23 protein-coding genes are annotated in these 25,556 nt (G+C 48.5%); 14 read left to right on the top strand and 9 right to left on the bottom strand.

From position 1 onward, the window contains the following. The first annotated feature begins 47 nt into the window (after positions 1–47). On the top strand, positions 48–488 hold the full coding sequence (locus tag JHD44_RS05960; protein WP_199461857.1) for a lysozyme inhibitor LprI family protein: 441 nt from the start codon (positions 48–50) through the stop codon (positions 486–488). 357 nt (positions 489–845) lie between these two features. On the opposite strand, the gene dld is transcribed toward JHD44_RS05960, so the two are convergent. After that, complete coding sequence (gene dld / locus JHD44_RS05955; RefSeq protein ID WP_199461856.1) at positions 846–2,561, bottom strand: D-lactate dehydrogenase; 1,716 nt, start codon at positions 2,559–2,561, stop codon at positions 846–848. A 289-nt stretch (positions 2,562–2,850) separates the two neighbouring features. Here dld and puuE point away from each other — a divergent pair, with 289 nt between their 5' ends. The 3 genes from puuE to JHD44_RS05940 all read left to right on the top strand — a co-directional run bounded on the left by puuE (position 2,851) and on the right by JHD44_RS05940 (position 7,033). Further along, complete coding sequence (puuE, locus tag JHD44_RS05950) at positions 2,851–3,780, top strand: allantoinase PuuE (RefSeq protein WP_199461855.1); 930 nt, start codon at positions 2,851–2,853, stop codon at positions 3,778–3,780. A 132-nt stretch (positions 3,781–3,912) separates the two neighbouring features. Then, positions 3,913–6,285: an EAL domain-containing protein gene (locus JHD44_RS05945; RefSeq protein ID WP_199461854.1), complete on the top strand. Its 2,373-nt coding sequence runs from the start codon at positions 3,913–3,915 to the stop codon at positions 6,283–6,285. 112 nt (positions 6,286–6,397) lie between these two features. Continuing rightward, positions 6,398–7,033, top strand: coding sequence for a methyltransferase family protein (locus JHD44_RS05940; RefSeq protein ID WP_199461853.1), 636 nt, complete (start codon positions 6,398–6,400; stop codon positions 7,031–7,033). A gap of 2 nt (positions 7,034–7,035) precedes the next feature. Here JHD44_RS05940 and JHD44_RS05935 read toward each other — a convergent pair whose 3' ends face one another. Beyond that, a complete protein-coding gene (locus JHD44_RS05935) occupies positions 7,036–8,397 on the bottom strand; it encodes a formimidoylglutamate deiminase (protein WP_199461852.1) in 1,362 nt (453 codons plus the stop codon). Between the two features lie 114 nt (positions 8,398–8,511). Between JHD44_RS05935 and hutC the strand changes: the two genes are divergently transcribed. From hutC to JHD44_RS05905, 6 genes are all read left to right on the top strand, one after another. Then, positions 8,512–9,267, top strand: coding sequence for a histidine utilization repressor (gene hutC / locus JHD44_RS05930; protein ID WP_199461851.1), 756 nt, complete (start codon positions 8,512–8,514; stop codon positions 9,265–9,267). 113 nt (positions 9,268–9,380) lie between these two features. Then, positions 9,381–11,060, top strand: coding sequence for a urocanate hydratase (gene hutU / locus JHD44_RS05925; RefSeq protein ID WP_199461850.1), 1,680 nt, complete (start codon positions 9,381–9,383; stop codon positions 11,058–11,060). An 18-nt stretch (positions 11,061–11,078) separates the two neighbouring features. Then, positions 11,079–12,617 (top strand): histidine ammonia-lyase, encoded by a 1,539-nt coding sequence (gene hutH / locus JHD44_RS05920; RefSeq protein ID WP_199461849.1) that lies wholly within the window; start codon positions 11,079–11,081, stop codon positions 12,615–12,617. Positions 12,618–12,641: 24 nt separating this feature from the next. Continuing rightward, positions 12,642–13,871 carry an imidazolonepropionase gene (gene hutI, locus JHD44_RS05915; RefSeq protein ID WP_199461848.1) on the top strand — a complete coding sequence of 410 codons (1,230 nt, stop codon included), beginning with the start codon at positions 12,642–12,644 and terminating at the stop codon, positions 13,869–13,871. Further along, entirely contained in the window at positions 13,868–14,677 is an 810-nt protein-coding gene (gene hutG, locus JHD44_RS05910; protein WP_199461847.1) for an N-formylglutamate deformylase, read from the top strand. Before hutI ends, hutG begins: the two co-directional genes overlap by 4 nt. A gap of 24 nt (positions 14,678–14,701) precedes the next feature. Then, positions 14,702–15,163 (top strand): GNAT family N-acetyltransferase, encoded by a 462-nt coding sequence (locus JHD44_RS05905; protein ID WP_199461846.1) that lies wholly within the window; start codon positions 14,702–14,704, stop codon positions 15,161–15,163. Positions 15,164–15,178: 15 nt separating this feature from the next. On the opposite strand, the gene JHD44_RS05900 is transcribed toward JHD44_RS05905, so the two are convergent. Next, entirely contained in the window at positions 15,179–15,640 is a 462-nt protein-coding gene (locus JHD44_RS05900; RefSeq protein WP_199461845.1) for an Lrp/AsnC family transcriptional regulator, read from the bottom strand. Between the two features lie 152 nt (positions 15,641–15,792). On the opposite strand from JHD44_RS05900, the gene JHD44_RS05895 reads away from it, so the two are divergent. Continuing rightward, complete coding sequence (locus JHD44_RS05895; RefSeq protein ID WP_199461844.1) at positions 15,793–16,833, top strand: zinc-dependent alcohol dehydrogenase family protein; 1,041 nt, start codon at positions 15,793–15,795, stop codon at positions 16,831–16,833. On the opposite strand, the gene JHD44_RS05890 is transcribed toward JHD44_RS05895, so the two are convergent. Together JHD44_RS05890 and JHD44_RS05885 are read right to left on the bottom strand one after the other, a co-directional pair. Continuing rightward, positions 16,820–17,704 carry a DMT family transporter gene (locus tag JHD44_RS05890; RefSeq protein ID WP_233401813.1) on the bottom strand — a complete coding sequence of 295 codons (885 nt, stop codon included), beginning with the start codon at positions 17,702–17,704 and terminating at the stop codon, positions 16,820–16,822. The genes JHD44_RS05895 and JHD44_RS05890 overlap by 14 nt on opposite strands. Positions 17,705–18,031: 327 nt before the next feature. Beyond that, the gene (locus JHD44_RS05885; RefSeq protein ID WP_199461842.1) at positions 18,032–18,649 is read right to left on the bottom strand and encodes a LysE family translocator; all 618 of its coding nucleotides are present in this window, start codon (positions 18,647–18,649) and stop codon (positions 18,032–18,034) included. A gap of 103 nt (positions 18,650–18,752) precedes the next feature. On the opposite strand from JHD44_RS05885, the gene JHD44_RS05880 reads away from it, so the two are divergent. Next, a complete protein-coding gene (locus JHD44_RS05880) occupies positions 18,753–19,721 on the top strand; it encodes a GlxA family transcriptional regulator (RefSeq protein ID WP_199461841.1) in 969 nt (322 codons plus the stop codon). 69 nt (positions 19,722–19,790) lie between these two features. On the opposite strand, the gene JHD44_RS05875 is transcribed toward JHD44_RS05880, so the two are convergent. From JHD44_RS05875 to JHD44_RS05865, 3 genes are all read right to left on the bottom strand, one after another. After that, the gene (locus JHD44_RS05875) at positions 19,791–20,957 is read right to left on the bottom strand and encodes a cupin domain-containing carboxymuconolactone decarboxylase family protein (protein WP_199461840.1); all 1,167 of its coding nucleotides are present in this window, start codon (positions 20,955–20,957) and stop codon (positions 19,791–19,793) included. A gap of 132 nt (positions 20,958–21,089) precedes the next feature. Then, complete coding sequence (locus JHD44_RS05870) at positions 21,090–21,686, bottom strand: HD domain-containing protein (protein WP_199461839.1); 597 nt, start codon at positions 21,684–21,686, stop codon at positions 21,090–21,092. Positions 21,687–21,729: 43 nt separating this feature from the next. Then, positions 21,730–22,776 carry an NAD(P)H-dependent flavin oxidoreductase gene (locus tag JHD44_RS05865; protein WP_199461838.1) on the bottom strand — a complete coding sequence of 349 codons (1,047 nt, stop codon included), beginning with the start codon at positions 22,774–22,776 and terminating at the stop codon, positions 21,730–21,732. Positions 22,777–22,941: 165 nt separating this feature from the next. Here JHD44_RS05865 and JHD44_RS05860 point away from each other — a divergent pair, with 165 nt between their 5' ends. Both JHD44_RS05860 and JHD44_RS05855 read left to right on the top strand, forming a co-directional pair. Further along, the gene (locus JHD44_RS05860) at positions 22,942–23,838 is read left to right on the top strand and encodes an aldo/keto reductase (protein ID WP_199461837.1); all 897 of its coding nucleotides are present in this window, start codon (positions 22,942–22,944) and stop codon (positions 23,836–23,838) included. Positions 23,839–23,867: 29 nt separating this feature from the next. Continuing rightward, a complete protein-coding gene (locus tag JHD44_RS05855; protein ID WP_199461836.1) occupies positions 23,868–24,620 on the top strand; it encodes a sporulation protein in 753 nt (250 codons plus the stop codon). A gap of 1 nt (position 24,621) precedes the next feature. On the opposite strand, the gene JHD44_RS05850 is transcribed toward JHD44_RS05855, so the two are convergent. Beyond that, entirely contained in the window at positions 24,622–25,536 is a 915-nt protein-coding gene (locus tag JHD44_RS05850) for a response regulator (protein WP_199461835.1), read from the bottom strand. Positions 25,537–25,556: the final 20 nt, after the last annotated feature.

Below are 25,556 nucleotides of genomic sequence, written 5' to 3'. Positions count from 1 at the left end.
ACAGGGAAACCTGCGGGGCGTTTTTTATTATATGCTGGTCAGACTTTATGAACTCATTTAAAGGGATGTACGATATGAAAAACTGGCTGATCATTCTTTGCATTTTACCTTGCTTAAGCGCTGCTACCGAAAACTCGGTGGACTGTAATGACCCCTACACTACGCCTGATATAAATTATTGCGCTGGAAAAGAGCTAGAAGGTGCTGAGGCGACAATGAAACAATATTTCAAGGCAAGCCTTAAACGGCAGGAAGAGGATATTGAAGTCGTCGACGCAATTAAATTATCACAGCATGATTGGCTCCAATACCGCGAATCTTATTGTGATGCAATTTACAGCCAGTGGCGTGAGGGTACTATTCGAGGGGTGATGTATTTGTCTTGTAAAAAGCAGCTTACTCAACAACGTACACATACTTTGTGGGCTGATTTCCTGACGTATATGGATAGCACTGAACCAGTATTGCCGGAGCCAATCTTTAACTAAGTCAGCCGATTATTGTTTTGCATAGAAGAAAAACCATGCAAACTCATCGCGGAACAGCTCGACTTATTTCATTCTGGCCTATTGCGCCTGCGTAGGTTTGGGCTATATGGCTGCTGCCTGTACTAGCCTTTGGTGGTTAGGTATGCTGGTGAACGACTTTCGTGCGGTAACTCCTGACTACTTAGTTATGCTGTCACACCAAGTTTTATTCATCTGACGAATCGAAAACGCCCCGCTAGGAAACCTGCGGGGCGTTTTTTATTGATAGTTACTTTGTAGGAGCTCGGTTCCCGAGCAAAATTCCAATTGAGCTTTATCTAAAAATAAGCCCGCTTCATTCGAAGCGGGCTTTGCTCATTAAACTTCCCAGTTTTTCTTCTTAGTCGTTTTACCGATACCAGCGTTAAAGCTGTTAGTCGGGTCAATTTTCTTATAGAACGAGCTTAAGCTTTCTTCCGCTGCGTATTCATGGCCAACGTTATGCTCCGCTGGGTACTTCGCACCGCGCGCATCAAATGTCTCTAAGATCTTATTCTTCAATGCTTTTGCATCTACACCTTGTTTCAGAATGTAGTTCTGGTGCATGACGTGGCAAAAGAAATGACCGTAATACATTTTCACAGCGATCTGATCATCAATTTCCGCAGGCAGTGTTTCATACCAATCGCGCTCATTACGTGGGAAGGCCACATCGATGGTCATAATCGAACCCAGGTTTTGCGCTTTGTTTTGGATTAAGTGGAAGCGGCTCAAGGCACCACCAGCAACGAAGCGATGCAAAATGGCTTGCTCTGCTTCACGCTCGGTACATTCAAAGAAACCACCCTTATCTGGATTATCTTGGAAATATTGCGTCAGATAAGCACGCGCTTCGTCGACCCCAGCGTTGGCTGTTTCAATAATCCAATGATGATCATACTGCTTACGGAATGACTCCATGCGCTCAGGTAAGTGGTTCGGGAAAAACTTACTCATAAACTGCAAAGCACGATCTGAGAACTGCTTAGGGATAAAGCTAAACTTCCCTGAAATACGATCCACCGTTCGCTTTACCGCAAACAGCTTTGGCATGTACTTGGTACCGAGCTTGTCGATCACAAGGAACGTGTCCTTACCGTATTCTTTACTCAAGTCGTAACAGGTTTTATGCATGTACTCACCCGAGACTGGAATGTTGTCGAACTGTGACAACATATGGCGACGAATATCTTCCATTACAGCTGGATCATTTGTACCCATATAGAAAACTTGCTGCTTTTCTGGGATCGGGAAGGTGTCCATACGTACCGCAAACACGGCCAATTTACCGGCACAACCGGCCGACTCATGTAGACGTCGAGGGTCAGCATTAAAGCGTGATGGGGTATCCGCATCCACGTCTCGTACGCGTTGTTCGTATTCCACATCCGAAGCACGTTGCTCAGTATCTAGCACATCAGACTCTTGGTAACGTTTATGCTCTAGGTTGTGTAGGATTTCTTCTGGAGAATCGCCAAGCTTAATACCTAAGTGGTTCACCAGTTCCAGTTTGCCATCCGGCGTGACTTCCGCGTACAAAGACATTTCAGTGTATGCAGGGCCTCGCTTAACTAAAGCGCCTCCTGAGTTGTTACAGATGCCGCCCACAATCGATGCACCGATACAAGACGAACCAATCACCGAATGAGGCTCACGACCATGAGGCTTTAAGTCTTCTTCCAAACCAAACAGCGTACTACCCGGCAGACCAACGATTTGCTCGCCATTTTTAATAATCTGAACGTCATCCACGCGCATGGTGCTAATAATCACCACTGGACGGTCATAGTCACTGCCACTCGGGGTCGAGCCACCCGTTAGACCGGTGTTCGCTGCCTGCATAATAACAATCACATCCGCGTCCACACAGGCCTGAAGTACACGCCAAATTTCAACTAGGCTGCCAGGGCGTACCACGGCGTAAGCGCCGCCACTGCCAAAACGAAAGCCTTTACAGTATGGGGCTTTCTTTTCTTGATCGGTATAGGTGTACTTAGGTCCAACAATCGCCGCAAGGGTTTCGGCCAACTGATTTGGGGAATGTTCTGCGTTCATGAGTTTCAATACCACTGCTTAGTAAATCGATGATGCTCTATGGGTGAATGGGATCATCTTTTTTATATGGGGATGCCAATAGGGAATATTGTACTACTTTAAAGGCTTTCAAGTCTTAATGATAATCGTAGCTATCTATAGCACAGCAAAATAAAACTGATGGCATCATAAGAGAATGGGTGCCCGTGTACTAAACATCTATAAAATCGAACATTTTCAACACCATATGGCAGAAACCTTGCATAAATTATTGACTTAAAACGGTACTCAAAACGAGCTCGAGCAGTATATGAAACATTATTTAGAACGAGATTACGCAGGATACGGTCGCGATAACTTACCCAAAGTAGAATGGCCAAACAAAGCCCGTATCGCACTGCAATTTGTGTTGAACTTCGAAGAGGGTGGCGAGAACTGTGTGTTACACGGAGATGAGCATGCCGAAACCTTTCTCTCTGAAATCTTTGGGGCGCAGCCATTTAAAGATCGTCATATGAGTATGGAGTCTTTGTACGAATACGGTTCCCGCACTGGTGTTTGGCGTATCCTAAATGAGTTCGAAAAGCGCGGTCTGCCTTTATCGATCTTCGCCGTAGCAACGGCACTACAACGTAACCCTGATGTCGCAAAAGCGTTTGTTGAAGGGGGGCATGAGTTGGTGTGCCACGGTCTAAAGTGGATTCATTACCAAGAAATGTCCATTGAAGAAGAACGCCAGCACATGCAGGAGGCACTACAAATCATCAAAGACGTCACTGGTGTCATGCCGATGGGCTGGTACACTGGCCGTGACTCGCCAAATACTCGTAAGCTGGTTACAGAGCAGCCTCAATTAAAATACGACTCTGATAACTATGGCGATGACCTACCTTACTGGGTGGAGGTGCCGCACCACGAGGATGAAGGTAAAACCAAACCACACCTGATCATTCCTTACACACTGGATTGTAATGACATGCGCTTCGCCTCCCCTTACGGCTTCAGTCATGGAGATGAGTTTTTCCAATATCTAAAAGACAACTTCGACTGCCTCTACGCAGAAGGGGAAACAACACCGAAGATGATGTCAATTGGTATGCACTGTCGTACGCTAGGAAAACCATCTCGTTTTATGGCATTAAAAAAGTTCTTAGACTATGTTCAGTCTCATGAAGATGTGTGGATCACTCGCCGTTGTGATATAGCCGAACACTGGATAAAGCATCACCCAGCACCATAATATTTTGTTAAGAATATGTTGGTAAACTAATTCTTGGTCTAAATCACTGGCTAATTGTTGAAAAATTAGCCTATCCTAATGAGTACGTTTAAAGTCTTTGATAAAGCAAGCTGTAGAGATAGGAGACAATTTTTGCGTATTGGACTAAGTTGTATTGTATACCTATTCGCAATCACCCATGCCTTGGCCGCAGAAGACTCAATACGTCTGCAATTAAAGTGGCAACATGCTTATCAGTTTGCTGGCTATTATGCTGCTCAGGAACTGGGGTTATATGATCAAGTAGGGCTTGATGTCGAGATCATCCCTGCTTCTCCCCATACCGATGTTGCTGAAGAGGTAGCTTCTGGTCGAGCACAATATGGCGTCGGCAACAGCTCCATTCTTATTCAGAGAGACAACGGTCTACCCTTAACAATATTGGCGGTTGTTTTTCAGCACTCACCGACTATTTTCATCGCTAAAAACAACGTCATTACTTTCCATAACTGGAATAAGAAAAACATCATGTTAGAAGGCTCCTCTGATGAGCTTCTTCTTTATCTTGAACAACAAGGACTTGATGTCTCTACACTCAATTTCATACCACATTCCTTTGATCCACTGGACCTGACGACCGATCAAGTCGATATCATGAGTGCCTACAGTACTAATGAACCGTTCTTTTTATCTCAGCTTGGCATCCCTTATCGCGTTTTTTCACCTCGCTCAGAGGGCATTGACTTCTTTGGAGATAACTTATTCACCTCTGACCAAGAATTAAAAGACCATCCAGAAAGGGTAAAAGCATTTCGCAAAGCGAGCTTAGAAGGCTGGGAATATGCGTTGAAGCATCCAGAAAAAGTGATTAGCTGGATCATTTCGCGTTACCACAGCACCTATTCGCGAGAGTTTTTATTTTTTGAGGCAGAAACAACGTATGACTTAATCCAGCCGGATTTAATCGAAGTGGGTTACATCAACGAGCCACGCTGGCATAAAGTGGTGAAATCATATCAGGCGCTGGGAAAACTGAGTTCAGATTTTGACGTGAAACAAGCACTGTATCTGCCTGAGCCAGAAACAGACTGGCGCCAAGTTTGGTTGATTGCGAGCATTTCTATTCCTGTGATGCTACTTCTCTTCATCATGGTCATGGTCATAGCACGCACCAATAGACGTTTAGATCACGCCTTAAAAGACAGCCAAAAGGCACGATTAATGGCAAATCAACAAGCAGATTTAGACCCATTAACGGAGCTATCCAACAGGCGCTATTTTCAAAGACAACTTGAATTTTTATGCAAGCGAGCAGCACGTAAAAAAATTGCCTTTGCTTTGTTTTACATCGACTTAGATCATTTTAAAGAGATCAATGATCTGCATGGACACCATGAAGGTGACAACATTCTAAAAGAGGTTGCCCAGCGTATTCAGTCAGTGTTGCCAGAACATTGTGAGCTTGCCCGGATTGGCGGCGATGAGTTTACGATTTTAGTCAAAATTATGGATCAAGAGGCTATTCTTGATCGTTTATCTCAGCTCATCTTAGATGTTCTAAAAGAGCCTTTCTTCATTGCTCAAGAGCAGCGCAGAATTTCAGCAAGCATTGGCATTACCGTATCTCCAAGAGACTCTACAACACCATCTAGCCTGTTACAGTTTGCCGACGAAGCAATGTACAGTGCGAAAAACTCTGGACGCAACCGTTGGCAGCTCTTTTCCCCCTCTCTACACACTGAAATCTTAGAGCGCCAGACATTGTTACAAGATCTGAGGGGGGCTTTGACAAACAACGAACTTTTTGTGGTGTATCAACCCATTGTGGAACTTTCCACACGACGTATTTGCAAAGTGGAAGCTTTACTACGCTGGCAACACAAAACTCGAGGCTTAATTGGACCAGATGTGTTTATTCCCATGGCAGAAGAATCGGGTTTGATCACTAGCTTGGGGGATTTTGTATTTAAAGAGTCCGTAAAACAACTTTCCCAGTGGCGTAGCACTGTCGCACCGGAACTGATCGTTAGCATTAATACGTCGACCTATCAATACAACGAATCGGGTAAATACTTAAACCACTGGTATCAATATATCGAGCAAATGGAAGTACCATTTGATGCCATTATCCTTGAGATTACCGAAAGTATGCTTATGCACCAACATGAGAATGTAAGTAAACAATTACTTACATTTAGAGATCATGGCATTCATGTAGCTTTGGACGACTTTGGTACCGGCTATTCATCATTAGCTTACCTAAACCAGCTAGACATCGACTTTATTAAAATTGATAAAAGCTTTATCCGAGATTTGGACACTGGCAAATCAGCACAAGACTTATGTGAAGCAATCATAAGTATGGCCCATAAACTGGGTTTACAGGTGATTGCGGAAGGCATAGAAACCGAGTCACAACTAAGCTTCCTGACTTCTTTTCAGTGTGATATGGGCCAAGGATATTTATATGCCAAACCATTACCAGTGAAAGAGTTAACCACGTTGTTAGCCGAGAAAAATATTTAAACTATAAAATTGAACCAAATGGGTTTAGCAACACAGGCTTCTATGGAACAATGGTTTCCCTTGTCTGTGATCGCTCTGCGGGCATCCTATCCAAACGGAGTTCGTTTTCGATATGTCTACAGCCTTCCCCATAGAGTTCACCAGTGATGTGATCACATTCAACCGCGCTTATCTGGCTTGCTTTTATACCTTTGTGGCGCTGTTTTACACCACTCGGATTTTGTATTTAAAGCGTGTGACGCATACCGAACAAGTGTTTCATGGGGCAGTATTTTCCGCCAACTGGTGGCATCACAAAGTCTTCGATGTCTTTCGTGTGTGGATCTGGCTTACCTGCGTTATCCGTTACTTTTATCCCAGTGTTGATCAATACCTTGGTCTCTTGCCGTCCCTCTCAGCAGATTGGATCATCCTTACTGGCACTGCACTATTAACCACTGGGTTCGCATGGGCCATCGCTACGCATTTTATGCTAGGCCGCTGCTGGACGTCTGGGATCAATCAGCAAGGCCCGACTCGACTGGTCACCAGCGGGGTATATGGCATCAGCCGCAATCCTATTTACCTTGGTGTTCTTGCGTCCCAAGTGGGGTTCTTCTTTGCCTTACCGTCCCTCTTTTCACTGCTGTGTCTTACGGTCGGTGTGATCACCATTTTGCGCCAAACCAGTGAAGAAGAGCGCCACCTAGCGCAGCAGTTTCAAGATACCTATCGACAGTATCAAAATGCCGTACCTAGGTGGCTTTAAGATTATCCGAAATACTTGTCTACGATCTTCGCAAACGCCTGATTAACGCTTGTCTCAAGCTCATGCTGTCGATCAGTGATCACTGCTTGGCCTGCAACATAAACGTCTTTGATCGGGTTATTACTTAAGGCAAACAACCAACGATTGAGCAAGTCTTTCGATGGACTGGAATGAACAAAAGGCTCAGTTTTATCCCACACCATAAAGTCGGCGCGATGACCAACGCGAATACCCAACTGTACATCACAGGCTTGATTGCCTCCCTGTAATGCTTTGGCAAATAAGTGATCTGCAATATACGACTGCTGCTCACTGTATAAGCGATTGCGCTTTTGCTGGGCTAAGCGCTGACCATATTCAAACCAGCGAAGCTCTTCTTGCAAGGAAGTGCTGACATGACTATCAGAACCAACGCCCCAATGACCACCAGCTTGTTCATAAGCGGTGGCGGGAAAGATCCCATCGCCCAAGTTGGCTTCCGTGGTTGTACAAATACCAACGGTCGCACCTGACTGTGCAATGCTTTGCACTTCACTGTCCGAAAGATGCGTCGCATGTATCAAGGTCCAGCGCGGCGATAGGCCTATTTCTTTTGCTAACCATTCTACTGGGCGCTGACCAGAGAACGCCAAGCAGTCTTGAACTTCTTTGTTTTGTTCTGCAATGTGGATATGAATGGGTTGTCCGGTATCCACTGCCTTGAGCACTTCCTTCATGGCGGTGAAGTCAGTGGCCCGGAGGGAGTGAAAACACACACCTAATTTGTGCAACGTCGATCCGGCCACTCGTTTTTCGTAGCCCTTATATTGCTCAATGTATTGTTCGGTGGATTGAATAAAACGTTGCTGCCCTGTATTGGCAGGTTGTTGGCCAAACCCCGCGTATTGATACAAAGCAGGTAGCAATGTGACCCCCATCCCTACTCGTGAGCCCGCATTCAGTACCGCATCGCCCAAGGCTGTTGCAGTCGAATACGCTTGCCCGTCGGCTTGGTTATGCAAGTAATGGAACTCTCCTACTTGGCTAAAGCCCCCTTTGAGCAACTCGATGTATAGCTTGCTGGCAATGACCTCGAGTTCTTCTGGACTTAGCTGTGTCGCAGTCTTGTACATGACATCGCGCCAACTCCAGAAACTGTCTTCAGGGTTGGCGGCGATTTCCGCCATACCCGCCATTAAGCGCTGAAAAGCATGGGAATGCAGATTAGCAACCGTCGGTAGAACTGGGCCGTCCAATACAATGTCTGCTGGAGTCGGAGAAACATTGACGTCTACTTGGGCAAAGTGTCCATCTTTCACCGTAAAGCGAGCATTGTCGACCCAACCGTGTTCTAAATAAGCTCGTTTCGTAAAGTAGCACGTCATAGCAAATCACCTAAACTAAATATTTGACTAATTGTATATACAACTTAATGTTTTTAAATACAAGTAACCAAGGTATACTTTTGGTTTGTTTTTAATCGCGATGTAGGACGATACGTGGCTAACTCGATCCATCCCTTGCTAGTGAACTTCTTTGCCGATCTGCCAGACACGCCTGCGCCGATTTATGCCAGACTCAAACAAGCCATCACTCAAAAAGTGACTACTGGGGAATGGCAAGCGAACCAACGTGTGCCGTCAGAGGCGGAAATCGTCAAAGCGCTGAACGTCAGTCGTATGACCGTAAACCGCGCCCTGCGTGAACTGACCGCAGAGGGGCTACTCACTCGACAGCAAGGGCTCGGCACATTTGTGGCACAAAAAAAGGCTCATTCGGCCCTGTTTGAAGTGCACAACATCGCTGAAGAAGTGGCCTCACGAGGCGGCCAGTACCACGCAAAACAATTGCAACTTACCAAAAGCAAAGCCTCTGTCGAAGAAGCCATCAACTTAGGGATGCGCACCAACCAAGAGATTTTCCGTTCGGTGATCCTACACTTCGAGGACAATCAACCGATTCAATTGGAAGAGCGTGTCGTCAACGCAACCCTTGCACCAGAATATGGTGAGCAAGATTTCACCCAAGAAACGCCGTACGTCTACTTAATGAAAGCCGCGCCAATGACCGAAGGGGAACACTTAGTCGAAGCAGTGTTACCTAACGCTCGAGAGTGCGAATTGCTGGACATTAATGACCACGAGCCTTGTCTACAGATCAAGCGCCGCACCTGGTCTGGAGATCAAATCGTCACTGCGGCACGCCTACTTCATCCAGGTAATCGCTTCCAATTATTCGGGCATTTTTCTAGCTAAGGGACTTACGCCGTAAAAAATCCTTGCGCAAAGCAGAAATTCCTTTTATGTTTAAATTAAGTTGTATATACATGTTTACACATAGATAACAGATTCATTAAAAGGAACACATCATGTCGAACAATCGCTACCGCCAAGGTGAAATTCGCGCGCCACACGGCACCACTCTTAATGCAAAAAGCTGGCTGACTGAAGCACCGCTGCGCATGCTAATGAACAACCTAGATCCAGATGTGGCCGAAAACCCAGAAGAACTAGTAGTGTACGGTGGTATCGGCCGTGCCGCGCGCAACTGGGAATGCTACGACAAGATTGTTGAAACACTGAAAAACCTAGAAAACGACGAAACGCTACTGGTGCAATCAGGCAAGCCTGCTGGTGTGTTCAAAACTCATGAAAATGCGCCGCGCGTATTGATTGCCAACTCCAACTTAGTACCACACTGGGCAACTTGGGAACACTTCAACGAGCTGGATGCCAAAGGCTTGGCTATGTACGGCCAAATGACTGCGGGATCTTGGATCTATATCGGCAGCCAAGGCATCGTACAGGGTACGTATGAAACCTTCGTAGAAGCGGGTCGCCAACATTACGATGGTAACTTAACAGGACGCTGGATCTTGACCGCTGGACTTGGTGGTATGGGCGGCGCGCAACCTTTGGCAGCAACCTTAGCAGGCGCTTGTTCTTTAAACATTGAATGTCAGCAGAGCCGTATCGACTTCCGTCTGCGTACACGCTACGTGGATGAGCAAGCGACCGATCTAGACGATGCCCTAGCCCGCATCAAACGTTACACCGAAGAAGGCAAAGCCATCTCTATCGCGCTGTGTGGTAACGCAGCAGACATTTTGCCAGAGTTGGTAAAACGTGGCGTTCGCCCAGACATGGTGACAGACCAAACCTCTGCCCACGACCCACTAAACGGCTACTTGCCTCAAGGCATGAGCTGGGAAGAATACAAAGACGCAGCACAAAAAGACCCAGCAGGCACAACAAAAGCCGCGAAACAAACCATGGCGGTACACGTTGAAGCCATGCTTGCCTTCCAAAAAATGGGCGTACCGACGTTTGACTACGGCAATAACATTCGCCAGATGGCTCTAGAAGAAGGCGTCGACAACGCGTTTGATTTCCCTGGCTTCGTTCCAGCTTACATCCGCCCGCTTTTCTGTCGCGGTATTGGCCCGTTCCGTTGGGCAGCCCTATCAGGCAACCCAGAAGACATTTACAAAACCGATGCCAAAGTTAAAGAGTTGATTCCAGACGATGAGCACCTTCATCATTGGCTAGATATGGCTCGTGAACGTATTCAGTTCCAAGGTTTGCCTGCACGTATTTGTTGGGTAGGTCTTGGTCAACGCGCCAAACTTGGCCTAGCCTTCAATGAAATGGTGCGCTCAGGCGAACTATCAGCACCAGTTGTAATTGGTCGTGACCATCTTGACTCTGGTTCGGTTGCCAGCCCTAACCGTGAAACGGAAGGCATGCAAGATGGTTCGGATGCTGTGTCCGACTGGCCATTACTTAATGCGCTGTTGAACACGGCATCAGGCGCAACGTGGGTATCACTGCACCACGGTGGCGGTGTCGGCATGGGCTTCTCACAACACTCCGGTGTGGTGATTGTTTGTGACGGTACCGACGAAGCCGCTGAGCGCATTGCCCGAGTGCTGCATAATGATCCAGCAACTGGGGTGATGCGTCATGCAGATGCCGGTTACGATATTGCCGTTGATTGCGCTAAAGAGCAGGGTTTGCACCTGCCAATGATTACTACTCCAGCAAAATAATAAGAGCGACGAAATAACATGTTTGAATTCACTATTAATCCCGGCCAACTTACCCTAGCGGACTTGCGCCAAATCAGTCGTCGTAAGGTGAAATTAAGCCTAGACCCAGCAGCGATTCCTGCGATCGAAGCCAGCACTAAAGTCGTCGATGATGTGATCCGAGAAGATCGCACCGTTTACGGCATCAACACGGGCTTTGGTCTATTGGCGAATACACGTATTGCCCCTGATGATCTAGAAGAGCTACAACGCAGCATCGTGTTATCCCATGCGGCGGGTACTGGCGATTTGATGGACGATGCCACCGTAAAAATGGTGATGACACTTAAAGTAAACAGCTTGGCGCGTGGTTTCTCTGGCATTCGCCTTTCGGTCATCAAAGCCTTGATCACGCTGATTAATAAAGAAGTTTACCCATGCATTCCGAAAAAAGGCTCGGTGGGCGCGTCAGGTGATTTGGCTCCCTTAGCGCACATGAGCGCGGTATTACTCGGGGAAGGCAAAGCACGCTACAAAGGTGAAATTCTCTCTGGCCAAGCAGCCCTTGCGGTAGCGGGATTAGAGCCGATTACCCTTGCACCAAAAGAAGGTTTAGCCCTACTTAATGGTACTCAAGCTTCGACGGCATTTGCTCTAGAAGGTCTATTTGAAGCGGAAGATCTGTTTGCCAGCGCCATTACCTGTGGTGCATTTTCGGTCGAAGCGGCTTTGGGTAGCCGTCGTCCATTTGACGAGCGTATCCATCTGGTTCGCGGTCATCAAACGCAAATTGATGTGGCAGCGGCGTACCGTCATCTTCTCGGTGATACCAGTGATATCGGCAGCTCTCATGTGGGCTGTGAAAAGGTACAAGACCCCTACTCTCTGCGTTGCCAGCCACAAGTCATGGGCGCTTGCTTAGAGCAAATCCGCAATGCAGCAAACACTCTACGTGTCGAAGCGAACTCTGTATCGGATAACCCATTGGTGTTCGCTGAAGACGGCGACATTATTTCAGGGGGTAATTTCCACGCTGAGCCCGTTGCCATGGCAGCTGATAACTTGGCCCTAGCCATTGCTGAAATCGGCAGCCTATCAGAACGTCGTATGGCACTACTGATCGATAGCGGCTTAAGTAAATTACCACCGTTCCTAGTGGACAATGGCGGCGTAAACTCTGGCTTTATGATTGCGCAAGTCACCGCTGCCGCGCTTGCCAGTGAGAACAAAACCTTTGCGCATCCTGCCTCGGTAGACAGTCTGCCAACCTCGGCCAACCAAGAAGACCATGTTTCAATGGCCACCTTTGCGGCACGTCGTCTGCGTGATATGTCAGAAAATACCCGTGGTATTTTAGCTGTCGAAATCTTGGCCGCAGCTCAAGGTCTGGATTTCCGTGCGCCATTGAAATCGACCACGATCCTTGAACAAGCGAAAGCAGAACTACGTTCCCATGTGCCGTTCTACGACAAAGACCGTTACTTCGCTGCAGACATTGAGAAAGCAACATCCTTGTTAAAAGAAGCCGCGCACAATGGCTTGATGCCAGCAGGCTTGTTACCAAGCTTGAGCGCATAAAGAGAGAAGGACGGACCAAACAAAATGAGTAAGGCAGACACCATGATGGATTGGGACAGTGTATGGATTGGCGCTCAGATTGCGACCTTAGAAAACGGCCAATACAACGTTATTGAAGACGGTGCGTTGGCGGTTAAACAAGGGCGAATCGCTTGGCTGGGCGCAAAGCAAGACTTGCCCGCGCATCAAGCTCAACACACCTATCAACTGGAAGGTGGGGTAATCACCCCAGGCTTGGTGGACTGTCATACCCATTTGGTCTTTGGTGGTAATCGCGCCAATGAGTTTGAAATGCGACTCAATGGCGCGACTTACCAAGAGATCGCTAAAGCAGGAGGCGGCATTGTCTCTTCTGTTAATGCCACCCGTGCTGCCAGTGTTGCCGAACTGGTGAACACTGCACAGAAGCGTCTGAATAGCTTGATGGCGGACGGCGTGACAAGCGTGGAAATTAAGTCCGGCTACGGCTTGAACGCTCAAAGTGAAATAGCGATGCTGCAGGCGGCCAAAACACTGCTCGACAATAATCCAGTGGATATCAAAACTACCTGCCTAGCCGCCCATGCCTTGCCACCAGAGTTTGCTGGGCGTCCAGACGATTACATCGATTATGTGTGCCAAGAGATCCTGCCTCAGGTGGCGCAACTCGGGCTAGCCGATGCAGTGGATGCTTTTTGTGAAGGCATTGGCTTCTCTGTTGAACAAACGCAACGTTACTTCGAGGCTGCAAAAGCGCTTGGTTTACCAGTAAAACTGCATGCGGAGCAACTTTCTTCCCTAGGCGGTTCCGCCATGGCAGCTGGTTATCAGGCTCTATCAGCAGATCATCTGGAGTACGTGACCGAGGACGATGTCAAAGCCATGGCGGATGCCGGTACCGTCGCTGTGATTTTACCGGGTGCCTACTATGTTTTACGTGAAACACAAAAACCACCCATTGATTTGTTCCGTAAACACAATGTACCCATGGCCATCGCGACCGATGCCAACCCTGGTACCGCCCCTGTGTTGTCCTTGCGTCTGATGATGAACATGGCCTGCACCTTGTTTGGTATGACCCCAGAAGAAGCCTTAGCAGGAGCAACCATTCATGCTGCTAAAGCATTGGGGATGGAACAACAGGTCGGCACGTTAGCGGTTGGTAAGCAAGCCAACTTTGTTCATTGGGATGTGCAATCCCCTGGAGAACTAAGTTATTGGCTAGGGGGGCAATTTGTCTTACAACGGGTTTATCAAGGGGAAGTTTGTTCATGAGCGCAGTACTGAAAACACCAGCCTTTCACTTTCAACAAGGTGATACACCCTTATTGGTCAGCATGCCTCACTCTGGCACGCAGCTCACCGATGACGTCAACGCAGGACTGACAGGTGACGCTCAATGTTTGCCGGATACGGATTGGTTTATTCCCGAGCTTTATCCATTTTTAGAAGCTTTGGGCGTCGGTGTTATCCAAGCCAACTATTCTCGGTTTGTCATCGATTTAAACCGCCCTTATGACGATAAACCTCTGTATCAAACGAAAACCACTGGCCTGTTCCCAGACATCTTATTTGCCGATCAGCCCGTGTTCCAGTCGGGCCATGAACCTTCTGCAGACCATCGTCAGTTTTGCAAAGACCATATCTGGCGCCCTTACCATGACACCATCGCCCAAGAACTGGCTCGGCTAAAGAGCAAATTTGGCTACGCCATTTTATTTGATGCCCATAGTATCGCGGCGCAGGTACCTATGTTGTTTGAAGGCACTTTACCGGACTTTAACTGGGGCACCAATGAAGGCTTGTCTTGCGATGAGCGTATTCGTCATGCAGTGAATCAAGTGATCGAGCCACACTACAGCCAAGTGACCAATGGCCGTTTTAAAGGTGGCTACATTACCCGTCATTTCGGACAGCCTGAGCAAGGAATCCACGCTATTCAACTAGAGCTTTCCCAAGCCACGTACCTCGACACTGACAAAGCCGCCCATCATGAGTACGCTTTAGATCAGAGCAAACTGCCTCATATACACAACCAGTTAAAAAAGGTCATTGGAGCGATTCTTGCTTCGAAGCTATAGCCCTATTTAAAAAGAGTTGTAGCAATGGATATTAAAATTGATGATCTTTCTTGTGGTGAAGTGATCAAATTATTGGAAGAGCATCTTGCAGATATGTACGCAGTATCTCCCCCTGAGTGTGTCCATGCCTTGGATGTAGAAGCACTGAGATCACCAGATATCACCTTTTTCAGCGGCTGGATAGATGGCGTGTTGCAAGGATGCTTAGCGATCAAGCAACTCACGCCAAACCATATTGAATTAAAATCAATGCGAACCTCCGGCGCAGTACGCCAATCTGGCATTGCAACAAAACTCTTGAGACATACTTTGAACGTTGCAGCAGAACGTGGCTATTCATATGCAAGCCTAGAAACAGGGACACAAGACTTCTTCCTGCCTGCGCGCAGACTCTATGAAAAGTTTGGCTTCGAGTATTGCGGCCCCTTTGCAAATTACAAAGAAGACCCGCATAGCTGCTTCATGACAAAGTGCCTGACAAAATAATTGGAGATTAACTGACTACTCCAAAGGCAGCCGCGTGGAAGACTTCACTTCCCTTAAAGAGATATTGGAGCGAATGGCAGACACACCGGGCAGCTTGCGCAAGGTATTTTCGACAAACGCACTGTAGTCATCTAAATCCTTCGCAACCACTTGTAGCATAAAATCCGCTTCCCCTGTGGTGTTATGGCAGGCTTGGACGTTACTCGATTCTTCGATAATACGCTCAAACATCATCGTACTTTCTTCATCGTGGCTGGTGCAGGATATCTGGACAAATGCCATCACACCAAATCCGACCTTACGGCGATCAATATTCGCCTGATAACTGCTGATCACCTTTTCTTCTTCGAGCTTTTTTAAGCGTCGCCAACAAGGCGTCTCGCTTAAAGACAATGCTTCGGCCAATTTTGCATTGGAGAGGCGGCCATTTTTCTGTAATAGGGCCAATAGCTGAGTATCGGTTCTATCTAATGCCATAAATGAAATACTCTTTCAAATAGAAGGGTTAATACGAAAGGCTCTTTTAAAAAGAATGGCATTTCTGAGGTAAATAGCAAGGTAATTCCTCACCACTTTCGTACACTGAAGACATTCAATTGATACCAAGTCAACCGATTAAGAGGTGTGCCATGAAAGCCGTAGTGATCGAACAATTTTCATCTTTACCGACCATTCAGACCGTTGCCGATCCGACGCCTGCGTCCCATGGTGTGGTCATCAAAGTGGAAGCAACCGGCGTTTGTCGCAGTGATTGGCATTGCTGGCAAGGACACGATACGGACGTGGTATTACCTCATGTACCGGGCCATGAATTCGCGGGCGTGATCGCAGAAGTTGGGAAAGACGTGACGCGCTTTAAAGTCGGTGATCGTGTCACCGTTCCCTTTATCAACGCTTGTGGCGGCTGTCCAGAATGTCACTCTGGCAACCATCAAGTTTGTGGCAACCAAACGCAACCTGGCTTTACCCACTGGGGCTCCTTTGCTGAATACACCACGGTGGATCAAGCGGATGTGAACCTAGTCGCTATGCCTGAAGACCTAGAGTTCACCACAGCAGCGAGCCTAGGCTGCCGTTTTGCTACCTCATTCCGTGCTGTGGTCGATCAAGGTAAAGTCTCCGCTGGCCAATGGGTGGCAGTCCACGGTTGCGGTGGTGTCGGTTTATCTGCCGTCATGATTGCGCAATCACTGGGCGCTAACGTCATCGCGATTGATATTGACCAAGGCAAGCTGGAATTAGCGAAATCCCTAGGCGCAGTAGCGACCATTAACGCAAATCAGGTAGCCGATGTCGCTGAAGCGGTGGTCGAAATCACTAAAGGTGGCGCTCACGTTTCATTAGACGCATTAGGCCATTCCATTACCGCTTTCAACTCTGTAAGAAGCCTGCGTAAGTTGGGCAAACACATTCAAGTCGGACTACTGCTCGCAGACCATGCGGCACCGCCGATGCCCATGGCGAAAGTGATTGCTGACGAGCTTGAAATCATTGGTAGCCACGGCATGCAAGCCTACCGCTACGACGCCATGTTAAGCATGATGCTTTCAGGAAAGTTGGCTCCACAGAAGCTTTTAGGCCGCACGATCAGCCTAGAACAATCCATTGAAGCTCTCACCACCATGGACAGTTCTACTCAAACCGGTGTGACGATTGTTACGCAGTTTTAGCCTTGGTTTGAATCACTAGGTAGATCCCACCTAGGATCAAAGCGGCTGAGACGATCAGCCGCATACTGAGTGGCTCCGCCACAAAGAGAACACCGCCGATCGCAGCGATCACTGGCACCAATAATTGCAACACACCAGCTTGGGTTGCACTCAGGTGTCTCAGTACGCGATACCAAATACTATAGCCGACACCAGAAGCCAGGCCGCCAGATAACGCAGCCAAGATCAGGCCTTGAGGTGTGGAGAACCATTGATCCAGCGTTATCACCCCAAGTAAGACTGCCATGGGTACCGTGCGTAAAAAGTTGAAGCTGGTGTCTGCCAAAGGTGCGTTAGAGCCTCTGCCTAATAAGGTATAACCGGCCCATGCCATCCCCGCCAACGCCATCAGCACCACACCCATAATCGAAGGCGTTGATACTTGTGGCAGGACTAAATACACCAGTCCAGCAAAAGCGATCAGTATGCCTATGACCTCAAGCCCCCGAAGTCGATGCCCCTCTATAAAGGTGGCAACCACCATGGTGAGCTGCACCATACCGAATAACACCAACGCACCACTGCCGGTTTCCATTTGCAAATAGGCGTAAGAAAAAGCCACCGCGTAGACAAACAACATCAAGGCCGCTAGCCAGCTACCTCGTTTAGAAGGCGCTGCTTCAGAGCCCATTAGACTAGTCGCCTTTAGCGCACGTTTAGAAGACAAGCGATTAAAGTACAGCAACAGCAGTAAAACCAATGCGCCTGTTATAAGCCGTACTATGGTAAACCCCGCCGCATCAATCCACTGCTCAGCCAACGCCAATCGGGAAAAAACAGAATTCGCAGCGAACGCAACAAGAGCCAAAACTGTCAACCAAACCGTGGTCATAAGCCAAAGATCCATCCAAATAATTAAAAAGGAACCTTGGTTATATCATGTTCTTTGTTCGATAGAGGCCTAAAAACGAGAAAACAGCGCACAATGAATGTGCGAGGTGAATACAACGCGCCCTAGTCTTGATCAATAACTCTCCCGCGCCAGAAATGACCCAAATGGTCTTTACCATTGCAGGAAGCATGCTGGCGGTCGTTGCCATCATCGGCGCACTTTGGGTGAAGTTCTACATGAAAAAAGGGCTATTCGAAGCCGATTAATCTCGCCTGATACCGTAAGCGCTCCAGATATTTGGGGCGCTTACTCGTGCCAGCAATAAGGTTACTCCGATAGCACAATCATGATGGCAAACAACACAAAGATCACGGCACTAAAGCGGTCGATCAAACGTACGTGTTTAGCAAGGAAGTGCTGAGCGGCTGCGCCAAACCACACCAAGGCTAACTCGACGCCTGCCTCAACCAGGGCAAATGTGGCAATGACCACTGCCATGTCCACTGCTGTTAATGCATCCACTGCGACGATAGATGGCATAAACGCTAACCAAAACAGCACAATTTTAGGGTTAGACAAGGCGATCAAGAAACCGCGCAAGACTGTATGATGACGAGATAACGATTTCTGCTGAGCAATCTCTGTGTGTGGTTCATTAGCGCTGGCGGAGCGCCACAATGTAAACGCCAACCAAAGTAAATACAGTGCCCCGACACCTTTCATAAATGACACCAACCAAGGCAGAGTGGCCACAAAAGCCGTGAGACCAACTAGGGCAATTAAGATCAAAGTCGAAAATCCCAGCGTACTGCCCAGCACCGCTTTGAAGCCTGCGGCTGCCCCTTGACGAATCGACGTCGCCAAGGCGTATGTGGAGCTCGGTCCAGGGCTTAGTGAAAGAGCGACACAGGTGATAAACAGTGCGCCCCAGCTTTCTAACGTCATAACATTCTTTCTCTTTGGTAAGGATTGTTAAGGGCTATCCTAGTGAATCCTACCCAGAAAGATGCTAGCTTAAATAGACATAATTCAGCGCTATTTAGACAAAATGACCGCACCACACTTTGACTTAATCTTGTTTCCTGAAGTGACGTTACTGCCCTACGCGGGCTTTACGGATAAACTGCGTTTTAGCTCCGATGAAGACGACCGCAGTCGTCAACGTTATTGTTCTTGGCGAAGCTATCAACTGACTCAGTATCCCTTACAAGCCAGCAGTGGCTTAGGTATCGATGTTGCGCCGCTTAGCGAGGAGCATGATTTTCGCAACACAGATTTTGTGGTGCTGTTTGGTGGGCGTACTGCTCAGTCGGCCATTGAGCAAGCTGCTCTCTTTCGTCCGCTGTTAAAACAGATTTATCGCGCTAATACCCATATTGTTGCCATCGACAACGCGGTCTTTTGTTTAGCCGAGTGTGGTCTGCTTGACCATAAAGCAGTGACACTTCATTGGCGTCATCAACAGCAGCTAAAAGAACGCTACCCAGCAGTCAAACTTCAAGAGAAGGGATTATTTGTCACCGACGGACGTATCACCACCAGCGTGGGAGGCACAGCAACCATTGAGTTAGCTCAGGCGTTGTTGGCAAAAAAGATGAATGCACAGCGAGCAGCCAAAGGGCTGGCGGATATGATGGTCACGGAGTCCCGCAATCCATTGACGTTTATGCCATGGAATAATGCACCGGCGGTCTCGGACGCCTACGTTCATCGTGCTTTGGTATTGATGTTTGACCACATGTCGCGCCCTATCAATATCACCGATATCAGCGCTCAAGTGGGGCTTAGCCGACGCCAGCTGGATCGCAAATTTTTAAGCCTCTTTGATCAGCCAGCAGCAGCCTACTGGCAAAGTGTTCGCTTAGAGCAAGGTGCTTGGCTACTCACCCATTCCACACAAACGATTGAACACATTGCCGCGCAATTAGGCTACCAGCACGACGGTAACTTTCGTCAGCAATTCCGCCGCCAATTTGGTTGCACCCCAACCGAATATCGGCGTCAGCCAGAGCTCTAAGCGTCTCCAATGATCGGGCATCAAAGCCCAACCATTACCTAGAGGCGCTGCATAGTCACGGCAGATAGTCTATTGGTTCAAACGTTGTACAAGGCGAGCGCCTGCTTGTGCAGTAATACGCTGAGTTAATAGCTGACCAAGCTCTGTCATTTGATCGTCTGAAACCCCTGCGTTTCGTGCCATATTTATATGTGCATTCAGCTGACCATCGGTATTTGGCATCACCGCTAAAATGGCTAAAGTCAGCAGTTCCCGATCCTGATGGGATAACACGCCACGGGCAAAGACATCACCAAACAGGTGCTTTTGCAGGAACACATTGGCTGCCGGAGCAAAATCAAACAATGGACCGCCCACTGGCGCACCGACTAGGGCCGTTTGTACAGCTTGCCCTAATGCTTGTGCGTCATCCTTATCTGATAAAAGTGTCGCTGGTTGGCCTTCCGCCGTATCATATCCTGCAGCATGACGAGCCTCGACCACTTGCATCAGAGTATTCAAAGCATTCAGAGAACGGGGAAAACCTGCGTAGGGATACAAGTGAATCAGGGCTTCTCTCAAATCACTAACTGGGACACCGTTTGCAAGAGCCGCATCCAACGTATCCATTAACGCATGAGATTGACCTAATGTTGCTAAGGCAATGGTGTAAGCCAGGTGTTGCTGTCGTTCATCCAAAGCTGTGAAGTGTGTATGTTCATCCTGCAAAGATGCCACCGCGGCCTGATACACCTCATCACTGACCTTATCTTTCCAGTTAACATTTTGTCCGTCTTGGCTCGCTGTCACGACAAAATGCGTCATCGCAGCATCAGGGGTTGCCCCATGCCAATGATCCACACCATCAGGACACCAAACCGCCTCGCCTTCATGAAATTGGATCACCTGCCCATCACGGGTTCCGGTTAAAGCGGTGCCTTGGGTGACGATCATATGCTGTCCCGCAGGGTGATCATGCCAAGCAGTTCTCGCCCCAGCTTGAAAGGTGACATAAGCGCCAGAATAGGGCACACCTTCGCGCTCAGGAAACACCACTTGTACATCGACTTGACCATCGAATAATGCCTCAGGCCCAGAAAAAGCTGGCTGACTGCCGGCAGGATATATTTCCTGCTCCTTTGCGATGGCCTCCCCTGATAGCCCCGCGAGTGCTAGCAAAGCCGCAGGACTGAGTCGTGCCTTACGGGAACGTGCTTTATGAGCGTTTGTGTCTTGAGCGTTTGCTTGGTTAGACATCGTGACCTCCAATATCGTTGTGAAATGGTTAACACAAGATCATTAGAGCATCAGCGCCTTAGGGACATTTGAAGGATTCTCCAGCATTTTTGCCTAATCCTCCAAGCCCCTTAAGAAGTCACGATTGCTGCATTATTGTTGGGATTTGAAGTGCTGCGCGACCAATTGCTTAGCATGCTGCCACAGCGCTTTAGAGCCTTTTACGATGACTTGGCCATAACGTGTCTGCACTTGCGGCTCGGTTACTTGCCCTTCGACCCAAGTGCCACCTTGCGTGGCGACGTTATGAATCAGAGGCTGAAGGCGGTCGAGGGATTTAGCGAATTGCGCGTCATCCGTTTCAGCAGCCTCAAACTCAAGCCACAGCGCTTTCAGCTCTTCCCCTTGCGCCTTAGGCAATAAACCAAAGATACGCTCAGCCGCCTGCAGCTCTGCGGCTTCTTGCGCGGAAGTATCACCCGTTTCATGAATTGGGTGATCGCCCGCATCAATTTCCACTACGTCATGCAATAGCAGCATCTTGATCACACGACCGATGTTCACCGTCGTATTCGCACTGTCTTGCAGAATGAGCGCATACATTGCCAAATGCCAAGAATGCTCCGCCGAGTTTTCTTTACGAGACTGATCAATCAGAGGGGATTTGCGCACGACGCTTTTAAGCTGATCGATTTCTCGTAGGAAGTTTAACTGCTGTTCTAAATGAGAAAGAGGCGTTGCATCGGACATAGGGATAAGCTTCCAAACAGGGATTCAAAGAGAATGCGCTACCCTAACGCATTTCTTCAATATTCGCCAAGGCTTGTGTGATGACCTGAGCTGAGACGGCACGACACCCCGTCACATTCTGCCCAGCCCAAAGCGGTGAAAAGTCGCCTGACTGCTGCGCTTCGGCCGCCGCTCGCAAAGGCGCTATCGCAGGTGTCGCCAATGGAAACGGCGGTGCTTCCGCACTCATCGGACCAAGCTCTCGCATCACACGATTAACGATGCCACGGGCCGCACCGCCACTGAATAAATTCGTCAATGCAGTCGTGTTAGCGGCTTCAGACTGAAGGGCAGCGCGATGTACCTCACTGGTTTGCGTTTCATCGCATAGCAAATAAGCCGTACCCACCTGTACACCAGCGGCCCCTAGAGCCATCATAGCCGCCACGCCTTGTGCATCCGCAATACCGCCTGCTGCGATGACTGGCACGGACACTACTTGAATGATTTGCGGTAACAGCGCAAAGATGCCCACTTGCGTGGCAATGCTTTTGTCTAAGAAAAAACCGCGATGGCCACCCGCTTCTAGGCCTTGAGCAATGATCGCATCTACCCCATGCTGCTCTAGCCATATGGCCTCTTGCACCGTTGTCGCACTGGCAATGATTTTCCCACCCCATGCGCGGATAGGAGCCAGCAATTCTGGATCTGGCAACCCGAAGTGAAAGCTCACCACAGGGGGCTTAAAGGTTTCTAAAACCGCCAAGGCTTGCTGGTTAAACGGTGTACGTCTTGGACCAGAGGTAATGGAGGTAAGCTCAAGTCCAAGCTCTTCATAGTAAGGTAACAACGCGGCACGCCAGCGCCCTTCGACGCCACTGTCGGGTGCAGGCGGTGTGTGACAGAAGAAGTTTACATTGTATGGACGATCCGTCTGTTGGCTTAGGCTTTCCAGCTCCTGCGCCAAGCGCTCTTCACTCAGCATGGCACAAGGTAAAGACCCGAGCCCTCCGGCATTGGACACCGCAACAGCTAAGCGGTGGTCTTGAACGCCCGCCATGGGCGCTTGAATAATCGGCAGTTCAATTCCAAACAATTCCTCGATACGCATAGCCAAACCCTCCATGAAATCTACTCACTAGGCTAGCACGTCTCATGCTGAAGTCATATGACAGCAAGGGAATCCTTATCTGGGAACCTTTCGTCGCTAGGCAGTCCAATAGTGAGTTGCTACAGTTACCACACATGAATTTTGTGATCACCTAAGGATTATCCTATGACGCACACCTATCACCCACTAGGTTTTACCGGCTCTCGCATTGCTCAAGGCTACTGGCGTTTGGCCGAATGGGGCATGTCAGATCAAGAATTGCTTAGCTTTATTGAGCAAAGCCTTGAAGCCGGGATCACCACCGTCGACCACGCAGATATTTATGGTGATTATCAGTGCGAAACTTTATTTGGCCGCGCCCTAGCATTAAAACCTTCATTGCGCGACAAACTGCAAATCATCAGTAAGTGTGGCATCTTACTTCCAAGCCAGCAGCGTCCAGAGATCAGCAGCCACCGATACGATCAAAGTACCGGACACATTATTCAAAGCGTTGATCAATCTCTTAAGAACTTAAACGTCGATTCCCTGGATATGCTCTTGATTCACCGCCCTTCGCCATTGATGGACCCAGATCATGTGAGCGAAGCATTTGAGCATCTTTATACCGTCGGAAAAGTGAAGCACTTTGGCGTGTCGAATTTTTCTGCACAGCAGTTTGATTTGCTGCAATCTCGCATCGATATGCCTCTGCTCGTCAACCAAGTGGAGCTGTCACCTTTGGAACTAAAACACTTTAAAGACGGTACCCTAGAGCACGCTCAGCAACATGCTGTGACCCCTATGGCTTGGTCGCCCTTTGCTGGCGGTGACTTATTTAAGCTAGAAGGCATTAACCCAACCCTTTACCAAGCCATGTCTGACGTAGCAGAGGCTCATCAAGCCAGCTTTGACCAAGTCGCCCTTGCTTGGCTGATGCGCCACCCTGCTGGCATTGCACCCGTCCTTGGTTCGGGCAAAATTGAGCGTGTATTAGCGGCACAGCAAGCCCTGACGATGACATTAAGCGACCATGAGTGGTTCGCCATTTGGGTGGCATCACAAGGTCATCCTGTCCCTTAATCGTTCCCAAAAATAACTAGAGACATCCTATGTTTAAAAAATTACTCGCAAGTGTTGGCATTGGCAAAGCCAATGTGGATGCCATTTTGAAAAGTGACAGCCTGCAAGCTGGCGCACCGTTTGAGGTAGAAGTCGTCATTAAAGGCGGTGATGTCGCCCAGGAAATCCAAGGACTGTCTTTTGCCGTGATGACCAAAGCAAAAGCCACCGTTGAGACCAAAGAACATGAGCGTGAGGTGCAACGCAGCGTCGTGCTACAAGAATGGTGGCAGCCGTTGGCGCTGACCGTAGAGGCGGGAGAAACCTTAACGAAATCCTTCTCACTGATGCTGCATCCAGAAATACCTGCCAGCGAATTAGCGGGGGTGACGATTGCAAAAATGTGGCTGCAAACAGGCATCGACATTAAAAACGGTATCGATGGTTCTGACAAAGACCCTCTAACGATTCTGCCGTCGGCAACACAGCGGGCGGTCTTAGACTTCATTAGCCAAAGTGGCTACCGCTTGTTCAAATCGGACATTGAAGCGGGCAAAGTATCGGCACCAGGCTTCACCTCGCACCTACCTTGTTATCAAGAGTACGAATTCAAACCAGACAGTTTTTCATTGTTTGGCGTGCGTGAAATCGAAGTCACCTTCGTCGACAACGGCCAAGAAACAGGCGTCTTACTCGAAGTGGATCGTGCCTTCAAAGGCGATGGCTACTGCAGTATTTCAATCCCGAATCATTGCACCACCGTCGCCGACGTTAAGCCTTATGTTGAGAGAGTACTGGGGTAGTTTAAGCGCTCTCGCGCGTCATGATACGTAATGCCACACCCGCCGCCGCCGTACGGTTTTCAACGCCAAGTTTGGGAAAGATTTGTTCCAAATGCTTGTTAACGGTACGGGGGCTCATTTCTAAGATTTCTGCAATCTCGCGATTGGTCTTGCCGTTCGCAATCCAGTGTAAAACGTGGGATTCACGTTCGGTCAAACCCAGCTCAACTTTGAGTAACTCTGGCCCAAGCGGACGGTCTCCGTCCTCCAGTTTTACCAGTGCTTCCGACTGTTCGGTGTATCCCATAAACTTCAAGGTAAGTGGATAATCGAGCTCTTTAAGTGGCAAACGATTCCCTTCTTCAGGTCGATGAGTTAACCAGCTCCGTACCTGAGGCGCTAGATGCTCAACCTGCCAAGCGGACGTTAAGCGAGCCTTGGCCAATAGGGCATGCGCTTGTGGCGTGGCCCAAGCAATGTCGCCTTGCCCATCAAACGTCATCAAAAATTGCCCCATGCTATCAAGAGCTGACTGAGCGTTATTACTCAAACGGGCATTGTTTAAATGCACTCGCATGCGCGCGATTAACTCATTCGGCTGAATCGGTTTGGTCAAATAATCCACCCCACCCGCTTCAAGACCACGAACGATATCATTGGTATCGGACAAACCCGTCATAAAAATGACTGGAATACTCGATAGATTCGGATCCGCTTTGAGCGCATGGCATGTCTCGAAGCCGTCCATATGCGGCATGATGGCATCCAGCAAAATAATGTCAGGCCGAATACGTTTAGCAATGGTTAATGCTTGTCGGCCTTCTAATGCCACTAACACATCCATGTTGGCTTGCTCCAAAGTGTCGTGAATCAGACTCAGCGCATCAGGAGAGTCGTCTACTACCAACACAATTTCATTCTTAGGATTCGCCTTCATTTTCAAATGTTCCACATCAC

The sequence above is a fragment of the Marinomonas ostreistagni genome (assembly GCF_016461785.1).
GTDB lineage: Bacteria > Pseudomonadota > Gammaproteobacteria > Pseudomonadales > Marinomonadaceae > Marinomonas > Marinomonas ostreistagni_A.
The sequence above is the reverse complement of the archived record's forward strand: the minus strand, read 5'-3'. Positions and strand labels throughout refer to the sequence as shown.

Excerpts from the sequence above, each read along its gene's own strand:
- hutU (WP_199461850.1), top strand. The coding sequence starts at position 9,381 with ATGTCGAACAATCGCTACCGCCAAGGTGAAATTCGCGCGCCACACGGC.
- JHD44_RS05960 (WP_199461857.1), top strand. The coding sequence starts at position 48 with ATGAACTCATTTAAAGGGATGTACGATATGAAAAACTGGCTGATCATT.
- JHD44_RS05885 (WP_199461842.1), bottom strand. The coding sequence starts at position 18,649 with ATGACGTTAGAAAGCTGGGGCGCACTGTTTATCACCTGTGTCGCTCTT.
- hutG (WP_199461847.1), top strand. The coding sequence starts at position 13,868 with ATGAGCGCAGTACTGAAAACACCAGCCTTTCACTTTCAACAAGGTGAT.
- JHD44_RS05855 (WP_199461836.1), top strand. The coding sequence starts at position 23,868 with ATGTTTAAAAAATTACTCGCAAGTGTTGGCATTGGCAAAGCCAATGTG.
- JHD44_RS05890 (WP_233401813.1), bottom strand. The coding sequence starts at position 17,704 with ATGACCACGGTTTGGTTGACAGTTTTGGCTCTTGTTGCGTTCGCTGCG.
- JHD44_RS05895 (WP_199461844.1), top strand. The coding sequence starts at position 15,793 with ATGAAAGCCGTAGTGATCGAACAATTTTCATCTTTACCGACCATTCAG.
- JHD44_RS05935 (WP_199461852.1), bottom strand. The coding sequence starts at position 8,397 with ATGACGTGCTACTTTACGAAACGAGCTTATTTAGAACACGGTTGGGTC.
- JHD44_RS05875 (WP_199461840.1), bottom strand. The coding sequence starts at position 20,957 with ATGTCTAACCAAGCAAACGCTCAAGACACAAACGCTCATAAAGCACGT.
- JHD44_RS05880 (WP_199461841.1), top strand. The coding sequence starts at position 18,753 with ATGACCGCACCACACTTTGACTTAATCTTGTTTCCTGAAGTGACGTTA.
- hutH (WP_199461849.1), top strand. The coding sequence starts at position 11,079 with ATGTTTGAATTCACTATTAATCCCGGCCAACTTACCCTAGCGGACTTG.
- JHD44_RS05940 (WP_199461853.1), top strand. The coding sequence starts at position 6,398 with ATGTCTACAGCCTTCCCCATAGAGTTCACCAGTGATGTGATCACATTC.
- JHD44_RS05850 (WP_199461835.1), bottom strand. The coding sequence starts at position 25,536 with ATGAAGGCGAATCCTAAGAATGAAATTGTGTTGGTAGTAGACGACTCT.
- puuE (WP_199461855.1), top strand. The coding sequence starts at position 2,851 with ATGAAACATTATTTAGAACGAGATTACGCAGGATACGGTCGCGATAAC.
- JHD44_RS05870 (WP_199461839.1), bottom strand. The coding sequence starts at position 21,686 with ATGTCCGATGCAACGCCTCTTTCTCATTTAGAACAGCAGTTAAACTTC.
- JHD44_RS05900 (WP_199461845.1), bottom strand. The coding sequence starts at position 15,640 with ATGGCATTAGATAGAACCGATACTCAGCTATTGGCCCTATTACAGAAA.
- JHD44_RS05860 (WP_199461837.1), top strand. The coding sequence starts at position 22,942 with ATGACGCACACCTATCACCCACTAGGTTTTACCGGCTCTCGCATTGCT.
- hutI (WP_199461848.1), top strand. The coding sequence starts at position 12,642 with ATGAGTAAGGCAGACACCATGATGGATTGGGACAGTGTATGGATTGGC.
- JHD44_RS05905 (WP_199461846.1), top strand. The coding sequence starts at position 14,702 with ATGGATATTAAAATTGATGATCTTTCTTGTGGTGAAGTGATCAAATTA.
- JHD44_RS05865 (WP_199461838.1), bottom strand. The coding sequence starts at position 22,776 with ATGCGTATCGAGGAATTGTTTGGAATTGAACTGCCGATTATTCAAGCG.
- dld (WP_199461856.1), bottom strand. The coding sequence starts at position 2,561 with ATGAACGCAGAACATTCCCCAAATCAGTTGGCCGAAACCCTTGCGGCG.